This is a genomic window from Psychroserpens sp. BH13MA-6, from assembly GCF_052983595.1.
Window position 1 is genome coordinate 1,016,652 of sequence record NZ_JBRJGE010000001.1, and the last position, 15,854, is coordinate 1,032,505.

Here is a 15,854-nt window from a genome sequence, read left to right on the forward strand (position 1 = left end):
ATGAGTAAGTATACTGAAGATGACTTAAGAGAAGAATTAAAAACCAAGGAGTACGAATACGGTTTTTATACAGATATTCAATCCGATACCTTTCCGGTGGGTTTAAACGAGGAAATCGTTATGGCCATTTCAAAGAAAAAAGAAGAACCGGAGTGGATGACTGAATGGCGTTTGGAAGCCTTTCGCATTTGGAAGGAAATGGTGGAACCTGATTGGGCAAATGTGCACTATCAAAAACCAGATTTTCAAGCCATTTCATATTACTCTGCGCCTAACAGCAAGCCCAAATACGATAGTTTAGATGAGGTAGACCCTGAACTGTTGGCCACTTTTGAAAAACTGGGTATTTCCTTAGATGAGCAAAAAAAGTTAGCAGGTGTTGCCATGGATGTTGTCGTAGATTCGGTATCGGTTGCTACTACATTTAAAAAGACCTTGGCAGAAAAGGGAATCATTTTTATGAGTATTTCCGAAGCTATTAAAGAACATCCAGAACTTGTAAGAAAGTATATCGGTACGGTTGTACCACAGAAAGATAATTTTTATGCGGCACTTAATAGTGCTGTGTTTAGTGATGGCAGCTTTTGTTACATTCCGAAAGGCGTGAAATGTCCTATGGAGTTGTCAACATACTTCAGAATTAACCAAGCAGGTACTGGCCAATTTGAACGTACCTTAGTCATTGCAGATGAAGGTAGTTATGTGAGTTACCTTGAGGGTTGCACGGCACCAAGTCGTGATGAGAACCAATTGCACGCAGCCGTTGTTGAATTGATTGCCTTAGATGATGCCGAAATCAAATATTCTACGGTTCAAAATTGGTATCCTGGAAATGCAGAAGGTAAAGGTGGTGTCTACAATTTTGTAACCAAAAGAGGCTTGTGCGAGACCAATGCTAAAATTTCTTGGACACAGGTTGAAACTGGCTCTGCTGTGACGTGGAAGTATCCATCATGTATTTTAAAAGGAGATAATTCTGTTGGAGAATTTTATTCCATTGCAGTCACGAATAATTATCAGCAAGCCGATACTGGTACGAAAATGATTCATCTAGGAAAGAACACCAAGTCAACAATAATTTCCAAAGGTATATCGGCTGGGAAATCTCAAAATTCTTATAGAGGATTGGTACAGATTAGTTCTAGAGCAGATAATGCCAGAAATTTTTCACAGTGTGACAGTTTGCTGATGGGAAATGAATGTGGCGCACATACCTTTCCGTATATAGAAGCTAAAAATAAATCCGCTCAAATAGAGCACGAAGCAACAACCAGTAAGATTGGTGAAGACCAAATTTTCTATTGCAATCAAAGAGGGATTGATACCGAAAAGGCGATCGCTTTGATAGTTAATGGTTTTAGTAAAGAGGTCTTAAATAAACTGCCAATGGAGTTTGCCGTTGAAGCTCAAAAATTATTGGAGATTAGCTTGGAAGGCTCTGTTGGATAAGTTCTATTAATCATTTCAAAATTAAACAGATGAAACAAACGTTTTTAGTAGTGGTTATCGCATTGATAACTTTCGGATGCAAAAATGACAAAGCAACTACTGATTCTGCAGTAGAAGAACAAACTAGCATAACTGAAGATGGTAAAACAGCTAAACAGAGTGATGGTTTTATCGCGATTCAAGGTAACTTTCTTTATGTAGAAAAAGACAATGCCGCAGTGTTGCAAACACCAACGCAAATGTATGGCGTTATCGTTGATGACATGATGAAAGAATTAAACAAACAAGTAGAAGTTTATAAAACAGAGCCGTATCAAATGGTGCCTGTGACCATAAGAGCTCGAATATTTAAAAAGGAAGGCGCTACGAACGAGTGGGAAAATAAAGTTGAAGTCAAAGAAATTCTAAAGGTATCAGAACCCACAAAAGAAGATAGCGACATCGTAAAATTAGGAAGTTAATACATATGTTAAAAATAAAAAATTTACACGCAAGTGTTGAAGGTAAAGCGATTTTAAGAGGTATCAACCTAGAAGTGAAACCTGGTGAAGTTCACGCTATCATGGGTCCTAATGGTTCTGGAAAAAGTACCTTGGCCAATGTGGTTGCTGGAAAAGAAGAATACGAGGTCGATCAGGGAGAGATCCTTTTTGAAGGTGAAGATATAGGTGAATTGGCAGCAGAAGAACGTGCGCACAAAGGCGTGTTTTTATCGTTTCAATATCCGGTAGAAATCCCTGGCGTAAGTGTGACCAACTTCATGAAAACCGCCATCAATGAAACACGTAAGGCGAAAGGCCTTGAAGATATGCCAGCTAATGAAATGCTGAAAATGATCCGAGAGAAATCTGAGTTATTAGAAATCGACAGAAAATTCTTGTCACGTTCGCTTAATGAAGGATTTTCAGGTGGAGAAAAGAAGCGTAACGAAATTTTTCAAATGGCGATGTTGGAACCGAAATTAGCTATTCTGGATGAAACTGATTCTGGATTGGATATCGATGCCTTGCGCATTGTGGCTAATGGTGTCAATAAACTTAAAAGCAAAGATAATGCGGTTGTAGTAATTACTCATTACCAACGCTTATTAGATTATATCGTTCCTGATTTTGTTCATGTGCTACACAATGGACGTATTGTTAAATCCGGATCTAAGGAGTTGGCACATGAGCTTGAGGAAAAAGGCTACGACTGGATTAAAGAAGAGGTGAACGCCTAAAATGAGTAATTGCGAGTAACTATTTCACAAAGAAAGTGGTTGAAGGAAGCAGTTAAAAAGGAAGATTTGAAATAATGGATTTAAAAGATAAATTAGTATCGTCATTTATGGCATTCGAGAACTCGGTAGACGTTGAGACACCAGTTCATGATTTACGTAGTGAAGCTATAAAGACGTTTGAGGATAAAGGTTTTCCATCAAAGCGTGATGAAGCCTGGAAATATACCTCGCTGAATTCGGTGTTGAAGCATGATTATAGCGTATTTCCTAAGCAAGAGAATGCTTTGGAGTATCGCGATGTTAAAAAGTATTTTATCCATGATATTGATTCGTATAAAATCGTTTTTATTGATGGAAAGTACTCTTCGCATTTATCGCAAACAACGCATGATGGTATTGACGTTTGCTTGATGTCTGCTGCTTTAACAAAACCAAAATATCGTTTAATCATTGAAAACTATTTTAATAAAGCGACGACTAAAGATAGTTTATCCTCATTGAATACAGCCTTTTCACAAGAGGGTGCGTATATCCATATTCCAAAGAATAAAGTAGTTGAAAAGCCTATTCAGATAATTCATTTCGCTACAGGAAACGAATCGGCACTGATGCTGCAACCACGAAGTCTTGTAGTTGTGGATGAAAATTCACATGTACAAATCATTGAGCGTCACCAAAGTTTGACAGACCATCCAGTATTAACCAATAGCGTGACCGAAATATTTGCTAATAAAAGAGCGATCGTAGACTACTACAAACTCCAAAACGATAAGCAAAGCGCCTCTTTAATTGACAATACCTTTATCAAACAGAAGCGCGAAAGTTTTACGTCTGTGCATACCTTTTCTTTTGGTGGGCAATTAACACGTAATAATTTGAATTTTTATCAGGAAGGTGAGCGGATAGATTCAACGCTCAAGGGTGTAACAATTGTTGGTGACAAACAACATGTAGATCATAACACATTGGTGCATCACATGGAACCTAATTGTGAAAGTCACCAAGATTATAAAGGCATTTTTTCTGATAAAGCCACTGGTGTTTTCAACGGAAAAGTGATCGTCGATAAAATTGCTCAGAAAACAAATGCTTTTCAAGCTAATAACAATATTTTGCTAAGCGACAAAGCGTCTATCAACACAAAACCACAGTTGGAAATTTTTGCAGATGATGTGAAATGTTCTCATGGCTGTACGATTGGTCAGTTGGATGAAAGTGCCATGTTTTATATGCGTTCACGAGGTATTCCAGAGAAAGAAGCCAAAGCTTTACTGATGTTTGCGTTCAGTAACAACGTTTTGGATTCCGTGAAAATACCAGAAATTAAACAACGTATTACCAAAATTATTGCCAATAAATTAGGTGTAAATCTTGGATTTAACCTTTAGTTTTTAGGCTGTGATATTTTTGATAAAAATAGGTTGGAATCAATCCGAAATTTAAGAGTAAGAATCCAATAAAAACGATGACTCCTCTATAAGGCCAGATTAAAAATTCAAACATAGCTCCAATTCCTAAAGTAAAAAAGGTTAAAAAACCTAAAACATAAAATGATTTTTTCATGGCTAATATATTTTAAGAGTATTGATAATTAGATTTTCTATATCTATAATAAAAATGAATGGGTAATACGACGACAACGAAAAATCCGATAGCACCAATTAGTAAAGTATTCGCATAGGGCCAATGCATCATTTTAAATACAAGGCTGGAAGCAGCTATTAAAGTAGCTAAACAGCTCATAATAAACTTGACCTTATTAAGACCAGTAAGTTCCTTGCTAAACTTCTGAATGTTGGTCTCTCGTTGTAAATTTTGAAAACTGGTATAACCACCAAACTTTTGAAGCGCTTCTTGATAGAGACTATCAAAATCCTCAGATTCGCTGGTTTCCAAATAAGAGCAAATGTGATCGATGAGGTCATCTCTTAGATCTTTAGATTGTATGCCGTAAAGTTTGAGGTTGTTTTCTATATATACAATATGTTCCTGAGATATTATCATGATTTGACAGTTTGAGTATTAAAAATGATACGTAACGTATCTATAAAATCTTGTAATTCTTTTGTGGTATCGGTGACCACTTGCTTACCTTCTTTTGTAACCATATAGTACTTTCTAATACGTTTTCCTATATACATTTTTTCAGTTTCTAAAATGCCTTTGGCTTCAAGTTTATGAAGTATGGGATACAAGGCGCCTTCAGAAATATCTATTTTACCCAAGGTCATTTTTTTTACTTCTTGAGTAATCTCATAACCATACATCTTTTCTCTGCTACTAATTAGCTTTAAAATGATGGGTTGTAAGGTGCCTTTAGTGAGTTCTTTACTATACATATGTCAAATATACATTTTATTTAAATGTATTTTTATAAAATGATAAAAAAATAATAAGTTTTCTTTTCTAAATGCCTTTTTAGACAAACATCTTGTAACTTTGCACCTATGATAAACGTCAATAAAATCAGAAAGGATTTCCCCATCTTAAATCGCGAAATCAACGGAAAACCTTTGGTCTATTTTGATAATGCTGCAACATCACAGACGCCTCAGCAGGTGATTGATGTTATCGTAGATTATTATACTAACCACAATGCGAATATTCATAGAGGTGTACATGCCTTAAGTCAGGAGGCAACTGATTTATATGAAGACGCACGACGCAAAATACAACAGCATTTTAATGCGTTGCACAGTCATGAAATCATTATGACTTCTGGAACGACTCATGGCATTAACCTTGTCGCTAACGGGTTTTCATCCTTACTACAAAAAGATGATGAGGTGCTTGTGTCGGCATTAGAGCATCATAGTAATATTGTACCGTGGCAAATGCTCTGTGAGCGCACAGGTGCTAAACTAAAAGTGATTCCGATGAATGCCCATGGGGAATTAGTGATGAGTGCTTATGATGAATTACTTTCCGATAAAACGAAGTTGGTCTTCGTCAACCATATTTCCAATGCCTTAGGAACTATCAATCCCATTAAATATATCATTGATAAAGCGCATGAGTTTGGCGCTGCTGTTTTAGTGGATGGTGCACAATCTTGTCCGCACATAAAACCAGATGTTCAGGCTTTGGATGTCGACTTTTATGTGGTTTCTGCGCACAAAATGTGTGGGCCAACTGGTGTAGGCATGCTCTACGGAAAAGAGGCTTGGCTCAAAAAATTACCACCGTACCAAGGAGGTGGAGAGATGATAGATCAAGTGACTTTCGAGCATACAACTTATGCTGGATTACCACATAAATTTGAAGCCGGTACGCCAAATATTTCTGGTGGTGTCGCTTTCGGTGCTGCGATAGATTATATGAACCAAATCGGTTTTGACAATATTGCGGCTTACGAACATGAATTGTTGGTCTATGCTACCGAAAAGTTAGCAGCAATTGAAGGCTTGAAAATTTATGGAGTAGCTAAAGAAAAAACCTCGGTTATTTCTTTTAATATAGAAGGGATACACCCATACGATATTGGAACGATACTAGATAAAATGGGTATTGCTGTTAGAACTGGACATCACTGTGCGCAACCAATTATGGATTTCTATAAAATTCCAGGAACAGTAAGAGCTTCTTTTGCATTTTACAATACACATGCCGAAATAGATGTCTTAGTGGCAGGTGTTAAAAAGGCCAAAATGATGCTCTCTTAAGTGTTGATTATATAAGGTTCTGAATGACACCTTTTTAGGTGTTTTTTTGTTTTTTACCATTTACAAAACAGCTGTTTTTCATCGAAAAACTTCAGCATTTAGTTAAAATTTTCCTAAATATTTATATATTCAGCAGAATTTTTAATTAAAACATATTAAGTATGAAAAAAATGATGTTGAGCTTTGCAGCTCTGGCCCTGATCTTCACGTCTTGTGAATCTGAACCAAATGGAACTTCACAAGAACAAAATCAAATAGATATGAGCGATTTCTTCGTGCATACAGATTCTGATAATGGAGAGAATGAAAGGAATGGTATTGTCGCTTGTCATACCATGACGAATTTAAATAGATTGTTAGAAGAGGACCCGAAGTTGTATCAAAAAATGTATGATATAGAGTACCAATCAAGAGCTTTTGCAGCTAATGCTAAAGGTGGCCCTGGAAATGGGAACGGCAACGGCAACGGCGGTGGAAACACTGGTGGTGGCGGAGGCGGTGGCACCACTGATAACCTCGGTGTGATTACCATTCCTGTTTATGTACACGTGATATACAGTAATTCACAGCAGAACATTTCAAGTACTCAAATCAATTCACAAATCTCTGTCTTAAATCAAGATTTTAGAGGTACTAACAATGATGCCAATCAAGTGCCTAATGAATTTGCTGGTTTAGTAGCAGATAGTGAAATTCAATTTTCATTAGCTGGAACATTCCGTTATCCAGATTCTAGAAGTTCTTGGGGAACTAATGATGCCATGAAGGCAGCCTATCCTCCAATCACTCCAGATACACATCTTAATATTTGGGTATGTAACATAGGCGGTGGTATCCTTGGATATGCACAGTTCCCAGGTGGACCTTCAGCAACAGATGGTGTTGTTGTATCACCACAGTATTTTGGAAATACAGGTTATGTTGCTGCGCCATTTGATGAAGGAAGAACCACAACTCATGAAGTAGGACATTACTTAAACTTACGCCATATTTGGGGTGATGGAAGATGTAATAGAGATGACTATGTGGCTGATACGCCTACCTCTGACGGACCAAACTATGGATGCCCTTCGTATCCAACGGTTAACTGTCGTTCAAATGATATGACGATGAATTACATGGATTATGTAGATGATGCTTGTATGTATATGTTCTCTGAAGGTCAAAAGACACGTATGAGATCAATATTTCAAAGTGGTGGACCAAGAGCTGCTATGGCGAATTAATATTGCAACAATATTGTATGAAAGGATGTCCGAACGGACATCCTTTTTTTATTTAATGAACGCACTAAATAACTTTGGCTTCTTTTTTGTAATATTACTATCAGACTCAAAAAACTAACATTATGAAATTAATTATATGTGTCATTTTAATGTTGATAACAACTAAAGAGTGTGACAAAACTCAAAAAGATATGGTAAATAATGCATCTCAGGAAATGGCAGACAGACAAAGTCAAGAGATTGATAAGATAACATATCAAGCCGCCACACGAGGGTTTTTTCTAAAAATATGGGTTGAAGGAGATACCTTATCTTACACTAATGACTATAATCTACAAGATGTCAAAACTCATAAAATTTCAGAAGAACAACGTACGGCATTAAATGAAAAAACAAGTCAATTTGATATGACAAAGCTTTCAGAGCTCAAGTCACCTTCAGAATCGCATCAATTTGATGGTGCCGCAATCGCAACTTTTGAAGCGACCAAGGGCGATGAGACCTACAAAACGAATGCTTTTGATCATCAAAATCCTCCTAAAGAAATTAAAGCCCTTGTTGAGAAGCTGTTATCCATGAAAGCTATGATGGAAAAACAATAGAGATGTCGTATCTTTGAAAAGTGAATATCACACCTTGTTGTGTGGCAAAAAAAACTAAGAGTTTTATGACGATTGAAGAGATACAAGAAGAAATCATTGATGAGTTTTCAATGTTTGATGATTGGGAAGAGCGCTATCAGTATATGATAGATTTAGGAAAAACCTTACCGCTTATTGATGAACAATACAAGAATGATGATCATATTATTAAAGGTTGTCAAAGTAAGGTTTGGGTTCATGCTGAAATGAAAGACGATAAAGTACAGTTTACTGCAGATAGCGATGCCATCATTACAAAAGGGATTATTGCGATTTTGATTCGGGTATTTTCAGATCAAAAACCACAGGCGATCATTGAAAGTAATACCGATTTTATCGACCAAATAGGTCTCAAGGAACATTTGTCGCCAACACGAGCGAACGGATTGGTGAGTATGATTAAACAAATTAAGATGTATGCCATTGCATACCAAACACAATTAAATTAAAAACGTTACCATTTGATATGGAAACGAAATAGATAAAATTATGAGTGATACAACTATAGATACCAGTCTGTTAGGAGAAAAAATAGTACGCGTTTTAAAAACCATTTTTGATCCAGAAATTCCAGTAGATATTTATGAGCTAGGACTTATTTATGATGTCTTGGTGAATGAAGATTATGATGTTAAGATTTTAATGACCTTAACAACGCCTAACTGTCCTGTTGCTGAGACGTTGCCTTTAGAAGTTGAAGAAAAAGTCAAGTCTTTGAATGACGTCAAATCAGCAGAGGTAGAAATCACCTTTGATCCACCTTGGAGCCAAGATTTGATGAGTGAAGAGGCAAAGTTGGAACTCGGGATGCTTTAATCTTGAACTCCTAAATGCCAAGACATACTCCTAAATCCTTAAAAGACAAACAAACCACGAATTTGAGGCATTCATTCAATGCCTTAATTTTTATCCCAAGATTTTTTAAAGACATATGGCAAACCAATAAAAAGCGGTTTGTTGTATCTGCATTTTGTCGTTTAATTGGTGCTCTTTTACCTGTTATTGTGCTATGGGTTGGGAAACTCATTATTGATGAAATTATTTTACAGACGAATATCGAGACTAGTGATTTGTCCAGACTATGGCTATACGTTGGTATTGAGTTTGGTCTTATTATTCTTTCAGATTTGGTGAGTAGAGCTATTGCTTTAACCGATGGATTGTTAGGCGATGCCTATGCCATCAGTTCGTCTGTGAGTATCATTAAAAAGACGAATCAAATTGATATGAGTTTGTTGGAAGACTCAGAGTTCTACGATAAGTTAGAACGCGCTCGAACGCAAACAACAGGTCGTGTTGGTTTGATGTCTAATACCTTAAGCGAGGTGCAAAGTCTTATTTCGATAACTACCTTAATTGCTGGACTTATTTACTTCGAACCCTATCTTATTATATTATTGATTCTGAGTATCATTCCATCGTTTATCAATGAGATATGGTTTAGTCAAAAACAATATTCCTTAGCTAGAGGATGGACAGCAGAAAGGCGTGAGCTCGATTATTTACGATTTATTGGAGCGAATAGCCAAACAGCTAAAGAAATCAAATTATTTGGTTTAACCGATTTTGTAGTGAGTCGTTTTAAAGGGCTATCTAACGACTATTTTGAACTTAATAAGAAGCTCGCTGTAAAACGGTCAGCTTTGGGGTTTTTGTTTAATGTATTGGGGACATTAAGCTATTATGGCGCCTATGTATTTATTATTTATAGGGTTATTTCTGGTGTGATTACCTTAGGCGAGTTGACATTTTTGTCAGGTTCCTTCAATAGATTAACAAGAAACCTTCAGGATTTCTTTTCTAGATTCACGAGAATTACTGAGAGTGCTTTGTACCTAAAAGATTATTTCGAATTTTTAGATATTTCCTTAGTACCTAAACATAATGAAGACATGCCGCTTCCAGAATCCATAAAGTCTGGCTTTGAATTTAGAGATGTGACGTTTTCCTATCCTGATGCAACAGCGGACATATTGAAAGGTGTTAGTTTCGAAATAAAAGCTGGAGAAAAGATGGCTTTTGTTGGTCAAAATGGTGCAGGAAAAACAACACTTACTAAATTGTTATTGCGGTTTTATGAGCCTACTTCTGGTGCAATCTTCTTAGATGGGATCAATATTAATCGGTTTAAGAAGTCGGAATACCAAGCGTTTTTTGGTGTGATATTTCAGGATTTTTATAAGTATGAATTTACGGTTAAGGAAAATATCGCTATTGGAGACATTGATCAAATAGACAATCAAGATAAAATAGAAAATGCGGCGGCCTTGAGTTTGGCAGATGAGGTTATTTCAGAGTTGAAGTTTGGTTATGACCAGCAATTAGGTAAGCGTTTTTATAAAGGTCAAGAATTATCTGGTGGTCAATGGCAAAAAGTAGCTTTAGCAAGAGCCTATATGAAAGATGCCAAAGTCATGATTTTAGATGAACCGACTTCAGCTTTAGATGCCAAGTCAGAGAGTCAGGTTTTTGAGCGTTTTATTGGTCTTACTGAAAATAAAACGAGTATCATTATTTCTCATAGGTTTAGTACTGTTCGACAAGCCGATAGAATACTGGTACTGGAGAATGGATTGGTTCTGGAGATAGGAACCCATGATCAGCTCATGAGTAACCAAAAGCTATATGCACAGTTATTTGCATTGCAAGCGGAAGGTTACCAATAAATAATTGATTAAATTTGAACTATGGCAGAAGAGATTGTAAATAGAGTCGCCTTGAGTAAATTAATGGTCGTAGATCTTGAGGATTATTATCCAGAAGGAGAACGCTTTGTATTTGATATTAAGGAGTGGCTTTATGAAGGGTTTGTTTTAAGAGAAAAAGAATTTAGACAACGCGTCAAGGATTATGACTGGTCGCAACACCAAAACCAATTCGTGGCCTTGACATGTTCGTCAGATGCTATTGTTCCGGCTTGGGCCTACATGCTGATGACCATTGCATTGGAACCATACGTTAAGAAAGTGGTGCTTGGCAATTTGGAAGCTTTAGAAACAGCTATTTATCAAGACATTATTGGCAAACTGGATGTGCAACCTTATTCAGATAAACCACTTATCATAAAAGGGTGTTCTCATAAGCCTGTCCCAACAAATGCTTATTTAATGTTGGCAAAACGACTAAAACCAGTGGCAAAGTCTATCATGTTTGGTGAAGCCTGCTCTTCTGTACCACTTTACAAAAGAAAATAATAATTATAAATCTTGTGACCTCTTACTAAAACGAGTGTCTAAAACACAAAAATTAGTATTTTTAAGAAGTAAAATTAATTCAAACTTATAGGTAGTCAAATACGTTATGAATTATATTTGCAATGGAATTATTAAAAAACTTTAAAACTAATATTATGACTAAAAAGTTACTTTTATCTACAATATTTTTATTGACTGTAGTTTTTGGTTATTCACAAACCAAAGAAGAATTAGAAGCACAAAAGGCAGAAAAACAAGCTGTAGCAGATGCTGCACAAGCAGAAGCTGATGCCTTACAAGCTCAAATTGATGCGCTTCCTGGATGGCGCGTTGGAGCTTTTGGAGTGATTGGTGGTAGCTTGTCTAACTTCAATAACTGGTATGCTCAAGGCGTACCGAATAACTCCTCTGGAAACATAGGTTTTACCGTTAATGCTTACGCTAACTTAATTGAGGATAAATTTTTCTGGAGAAACTCATTAACGACAAATCTCAGTTGGGTGAAATTGGATAACAAGGACACCGATTTAGATTCTGATAACTTTGAACCAACGACTGATGTTTTTAATATTTCATCACTTTATGGTAGAAATTTAAGTGAAACTTTAGCGGCTTCGGCATTAATGGAATACAGAACCACCATCCTCGATAACTTTAATGATCCAGGATATTTGGATGTTGGTATTGGTGCTACTTGGACGCCAATCGAGAATTTAATTGTGGTGATTCACCCCTTAAACTACAACTTCGTATTTGCAGATAACGATGCCGTATTTGAATCATCTTTAGGTGCCAAAATCGTAGCCGACTATACACGTAAAATTGGCAAGATTAACTTTAAAACCAACTTTTCAACTTTCCAGAGCTACGAGAGTGGTGACTTATCAAACTTTACATGGACGAACTCATTTAGCTATACCTTATGGAAGAAAATTGGTGTCGGTTTTGACTTTGCTTTAAGAAGTAACAAACAAGAGGCTTTAAATTATGCATTAGCACAATTTGATGGTGATTCAGCCGATATTCCAACTTTCGAAAGTGTTGATAACGATTTACAAACTTACTACACCTTAGGATTGACTTACAAATTCTAAAGTCAGTATTCATATTAAAAAAAGCACCTTGTTAAAAGGTGCTTTTTTTTGTAATAAAATACATTATTCTTCCTCTTCCGTATAATCAGGATATAAGAAATGATTATAAGGGAAACGGGTTACATGAATTTCTCTGACTTCATCATAAACACGTTTTTTAAAAGTGTCTAAATTCTTTTTATTTAATGCTGAAATAAATAGGGCATTATTCCCAATTCGGTTCATCCATGTGTTTTTCCATTCCTCTAAAGTGTAATGTGATGAGGTTCGCTCCGTAACCAGGTCATCTTCATCAAAAGGTTCAGGTTGATAAGCATCAATTTTATTGAATACCATAATAGTAGGCTTATCAGCACTATCAATTTCTCCTAAGATTTTATTTACTGAATCGATATGTTCCTCAAAATTAGGATGTGAAATGTCAACCACGTGAAGTAACAAATCAGCCTCTCGAACTTCATCTAGTGTACTCTTGAACGATTCAACAAGTTGTGTTGGTAATTTTCTAATAAATCCAACGGTATCAGTTAATAAAAATGGTAGGTTCTGAATGACCACTTTTCTCACGGTCGTGTCTAAAGTGGCAAATAACTTATTCTCGGCAAAGACATCACTTTTACTAATCACGTTCATAAGTGTGGATTTCCCAACATTGGTATAACCAACCAAAGCGACTCTCACCATCTTGCCGCGATTACCTCGTTGTACAGCCATTTGTTTGTCGATCGTTTTGATTTTCGCTTTAAGTAAAGCGATTTTATCACGAACGATACGTCTATCGGTTTCTATCTCCGTTTCTCCAGGACCTCGCATTCCAATACCACCTTTTTGACGTTCGAGATGCGTCCACATTCCTTTTAACCTCGGAAGTAAGTACTCGCATTGGGCTAATTCTACTTGGGTTCTGGCATAACTAGTTGTGGCGCGCTGTGCAAAGATGTCAAGAATAAGATTGGTTCTGTCTAATACTTTACAGCCTAAAATTTTACTGATATTTCGCTCTTGTGCTGCCGATAATTCATCATCAAAAATAGCGGTACCCACATCATGGTCTTCAATGAACTGTTGCACTTCTTTCATTTTCCCAGAACCGATAAACGTTTTAGGGTTCGGCATGTCCATTTTTTGGGTAAAGCGTTTCAAGACCTCACCACCTGCAGTATAAGTTAAAAATTCCAATTCATCTAAATACTCTTTAGACTGTTCTTCATTTTGTTCTCTGGTAACGACACCAATAAGAACAGCTCTCTCTAATTCTATATCTTTCTTTTCAATCATATATTCAAATAAAAAAACAAAGTTACATAATTGAATCTTCGCCCATTGCTTTTTAAAACTTAAATTTGTGTTGTGGATTCCAAAGACTTGAAAACAACATCGTATACCATAGCATTTTATAATCTCGAAAATCTTTTTGATATACATAATGATACTTCAAAATTTGATGACGATTTTTTGCCAGGTTCAGAGAAACGCTGGACAAAAAATCGTTACGAAAGAAAACTTTACAAACTAGGACAGGTCATTTCTAAAATTGGTCCAAAGGAGTCTGTGAAGCCGCCAGCGATAGTTGGATTGGCTGAAGTTGAAAACAAGAACGTTGTTCGGGATTTAATTCAAAGCAAAGAACTTGCGAGTCATAATTATGGGTTTGTTCATTATAATTCACAGGATGAGCGAGGAATCGATGTGGCATTGATATATGATAAAACTGTTTTTACGGTAGAGCATTCTCAAACCTTTAGCATTTATCTTGAGGATGACATTGGCGCACAAGATCATACCCGAGATATTTTGGTTGTCACGGGAGAATTACATGCTGAAAAGATACACTGTATTGTGAATCACTGGCCTTCGCGTAGAGAAGGCGTCATAGAATCATCACTGAAACGTATGACAGCTGCGAAAAAAGTCGTTGAAATCATTGGTAAGATTAAAGCGGAGGATGCTGATGCTAAAATTTTAGTGATGGGAGATTTTAATGATAACCCAGCGAATGATAGTTTAAAGTATTTGACTAAAGCCAGTAACCTATTTAATCCAATGGAAACATTGCTATCATATAATAGAGGCAGTTTAAACCACAATTTTAGATGGAACTTGTTTGATCAGATACTTTGTTCTACGAACTTTTTTGAAACAGGTTTAAATTGTCTGAAATTTGATGAAGCTGATATATTTGATGAAGCTTTTTTGACCCAGTACAAAGGAAAGTTTAAAGGGCAACCATTCAGAACTTATGTTGGAAGAAAATACAAAGGAGGTTATAGTGATCATTTTCCAGTTTACCTGCGATTAAATGTAACTGAATTATAAGATTTTAGAACTCCTTTTCTTTTTGTCGATAATAATTGCTTTTTATCTATTATAACATTGTTAACAGTATGTTAACTGGCATTTTTTTTATCTTCGGTTACTTATTTAAGTCTTATAGCAAGGACTTATTTTGTCGGGAATAGTCCGTACTCCCCTAAAGGACTAAACTTAAGGCGCTAACTGTCAATTAATTAAAATAATTTAATAGCATTCATTAATATGAAAAAAATTATACTCTCGTTATCATTCCTCCTTGTTTTTTCTATTTGGTGTGTCGATGCGCAGATTGCGTCGTACCCTTATGTAGAAGATTTTGAATCTGGAGATGGAGGCTGGGTTGCAGACAACACCAACGCAGGAACCTGGGCTCTTGGAGCGCCAACTAATGCTGTGATAAACAGTGCAGACTCTGGCGCTAATGCTTGGGTAACAAATTTGACAGGAAACTACAATACTAGTGAAAATTCATTTGTGGTGAGTCCTGTTTTTGATTTAACAGCGTTAAGTGCTCCCGCTATTGAAATGAGTATTTGGTGGAATTCTGAATTCAGTTGGGATGGTATGGTTTTACAATCCTCTATAGATGGAGGAGCTTCATGGCAAAATGTAGGAGCTCTAGGTGATCCGAATAACTGGTACAATGATGGAACAATCGCAGGAAACCCAGGTGGCCAACAAGTAGGTTGGACAGGTAGAGGTGCTTCTGGATCTGGTGGTTGGGTGATTGCCCGACATGCACTTACTGGATTGGCTGGTGAAGCTAATGTGATTTTGAGAGTCGCATTTGGATCCGACACGTCTGTTGAAGACGAAGGTGTCGCATTTGATACAGTAACAATATTTGAAGTAAGTTGTCCTGAACCAACGGGCATAACAGTAAGTAACATTACTTCCACAGGCGCTGATATATCTTGGACAGCAGGAGGCACAGAGGGTACTTGGGAGGTTGCGGTACAGCCGATTGGTACAGGTGAGCCAGTAGGATCGGGAGATTCAACGACAGACAATCCTTATACAGTTGGAGGATTAACAGCTGTGACGGATTATGAGGTA

General features: G+C 36.6%; 17 protein-coding genes and 1 pseudogene. 14 read left to right on the forward strand and 4 right to left on the reverse strand.

Annotated elements, in window-relative coordinates:
* The 4 genes from sufB (at position 1) to sufD (ending at position 4,056) form a co-directional block, all read left to right on the forward strand.
* A complete protein-coding gene (gene sufB, locus ACU8DI_RS04480; protein ID WP_447111534.1) occupies positions 1-1,449 on the forward strand; it encodes a Fe-S cluster assembly protein SufB in 1,449 nt (482 codons plus the stop codon).
* Positions 1,450-1,478: 29 nt separating this feature from the next.
* Positions 1,479-1,910: a hypothetical protein gene (locus ACU8DI_RS04485; protein WP_447111535.1), complete on the forward strand. Its 432-nt coding sequence runs from the start codon at positions 1,479-1,481 to the stop codon at positions 1,908-1,910.
* A 5-nt stretch (positions 1,911-1,915) separates the two neighbouring features.
* Complete coding sequence (gene sufC, locus ACU8DI_RS04490; protein ID WP_447111536.1) at positions 1,916-2,668, forward strand: Fe-S cluster assembly ATPase SufC; 753 nt, start codon at positions 1,916-1,918, stop codon at positions 2,666-2,668.
* Positions 2,669-2,742: 74 nt separating this feature from the next.
* On the forward strand, positions 2,743-4,056 hold the full coding sequence (gene sufD / locus ACU8DI_RS04495; RefSeq protein ID WP_447111537.1) for a Fe-S cluster assembly protein SufD: 1,314 nt from the start codon (positions 2,743-2,745) through the stop codon (positions 4,054-4,056).
* Here sufD and ACU8DI_RS04500 read toward each other — a convergent pair.
* From ACU8DI_RS04500 to ACU8DI_RS04510, 3 genes are read right to left on the reverse strand one after another with little or no spacing between them, the layout of a single operon-like run.
* Positions 4,046-4,231 carry a hypothetical protein gene (locus ACU8DI_RS04500; RefSeq protein WP_447111538.1) on the reverse strand — a complete coding sequence of 62 codons (186 nt, stop codon included), beginning with the start codon at positions 4,229-4,231 and terminating at the stop codon, positions 4,046-4,048. The two genes, sufD and ACU8DI_RS04500, sit on opposite strands and share 11 nt — an antisense overlap.
* A gap of 12 nt (positions 4,232-4,243) precedes the next feature.
* Complete coding sequence (locus ACU8DI_RS04505; RefSeq protein WP_447111539.1) at positions 4,244-4,672, reverse strand: hypothetical protein; 429 nt, start codon at positions 4,670-4,672, stop codon at positions 4,244-4,246.
* Positions 4,669-5,007 carry a PadR family transcriptional regulator gene (locus ACU8DI_RS04510; protein WP_447111540.1) on the reverse strand — a complete coding sequence of 113 codons (339 nt, stop codon included), beginning with the start codon at positions 5,005-5,007 and terminating at the stop codon, positions 4,669-4,671. Before ACU8DI_RS04510 ends, ACU8DI_RS04505 begins: the two co-directional genes overlap by 4 nt.
* A 108-nt stretch (positions 5,008-5,115) precedes the next feature.
* Between ACU8DI_RS04510 and ACU8DI_RS04515 the strand changes: the two genes are divergently transcribed.
* The 8 genes from ACU8DI_RS04515 (at position 5,116) to ACU8DI_RS04550 (ending at position 12,485) form a co-directional block, all read left to right on the forward strand.
* Positions 5,116-6,330: an aminotransferase class V-fold PLP-dependent enzyme gene (locus ACU8DI_RS04515; protein ID WP_447111541.1), complete on the forward strand. Its 1,215-nt coding sequence runs from the start codon at positions 5,116-5,118 to the stop codon at positions 6,328-6,330.
* Positions 6,331-6,491: 161 nt separating this feature from the next.
* Positions 6,492-7,556 (forward strand): zinc metalloprotease, encoded by a 1,065-nt coding sequence (locus tag ACU8DI_RS04520; protein WP_447111542.1) that lies wholly within the window; start codon positions 6,492-6,494, stop codon positions 7,554-7,556.
* A 122-nt stretch (positions 7,557-7,678) separates the two neighbouring features.
* Positions 7,679-8,158 carry a hypothetical protein gene (locus ACU8DI_RS04525; RefSeq protein ID WP_447111543.1) on the forward strand — a complete coding sequence of 160 codons (480 nt, stop codon included), beginning with the start codon at positions 7,679-7,681 and terminating at the stop codon, positions 8,156-8,158.
* Positions 8,159-8,223: 65 nt separating this feature from the next.
* Positions 8,224-8,646, forward strand: a complete 423-nt coding sequence (locus ACU8DI_RS04530; protein ID WP_447111572.1) for a SufE family protein — start codon at positions 8,224-8,226, stop codon at positions 8,644-8,646.
* 40 nt (positions 8,647-8,686) lie between these two features.
* Positions 8,687-9,013, forward strand: coding sequence for a DUF59 domain-containing protein (locus tag ACU8DI_RS04535; protein ID WP_447111544.1), 327 nt, complete (start codon positions 8,687-8,689; stop codon positions 9,011-9,013).
* Between the two features lie 14 nt (positions 9,014-9,027).
* Positions 9,028-10,863 (forward strand): ABC transporter ATP-binding protein, encoded by a 1,836-nt coding sequence (locus tag ACU8DI_RS04540; protein WP_447111545.1) that lies wholly within the window; start codon positions 9,028-9,030, stop codon positions 10,861-10,863.
* Between the two features lie 21 nt (positions 10,864-10,884).
* Positions 10,885-11,391: a DUF2480 family protein gene (locus tag ACU8DI_RS04545; RefSeq protein WP_447111546.1), complete on the forward strand. Its 507-nt coding sequence runs from the start codon at positions 10,885-10,887 to the stop codon at positions 11,389-11,391.
* Positions 11,392-11,546: 155 nt separating this feature from the next.
* Positions 11,547-12,485 (forward strand): DUF3078 domain-containing protein, encoded by a 939-nt coding sequence (locus ACU8DI_RS04550; RefSeq protein WP_447111547.1) that lies wholly within the window; start codon positions 11,547-11,549, stop codon positions 12,483-12,485.
* Positions 12,486-12,548: 63 nt separating this feature from the next.
* On the opposite strand, the gene hflX is transcribed toward ACU8DI_RS04550, so the two are convergent.
* Positions 12,549-13,763: a GTPase HflX gene (gene hflX, locus ACU8DI_RS04555; protein ID WP_447111548.1), complete on the reverse strand. Its 1,215-nt coding sequence runs from the start codon at positions 13,761-13,763 to the stop codon at positions 12,549-12,551.
* A gap of 72 nt (positions 13,764-13,835) precedes the next feature.
* On the opposite strand from hflX, the gene ACU8DI_RS04560 reads away from it, so the two are divergent.
* Together ACU8DI_RS04560 and ACU8DI_RS04565 are read left to right on the forward strand one after the other, a co-directional pair.
* Positions 13,836-14,801: an endonuclease/exonuclease/phosphatase family protein gene (locus ACU8DI_RS04560; protein WP_447111549.1), complete on the forward strand. Its 966-nt coding sequence runs from the start codon at positions 13,836-13,838 to the stop codon at positions 14,799-14,801.
* A gap of 219 nt (positions 14,802-15,020) precedes the next feature.
* Positions 15,021-15,854 (forward strand): annotated as a pseudogene (locus ACU8DI_RS04565) (hypothetical protein); the annotation flags it as partial.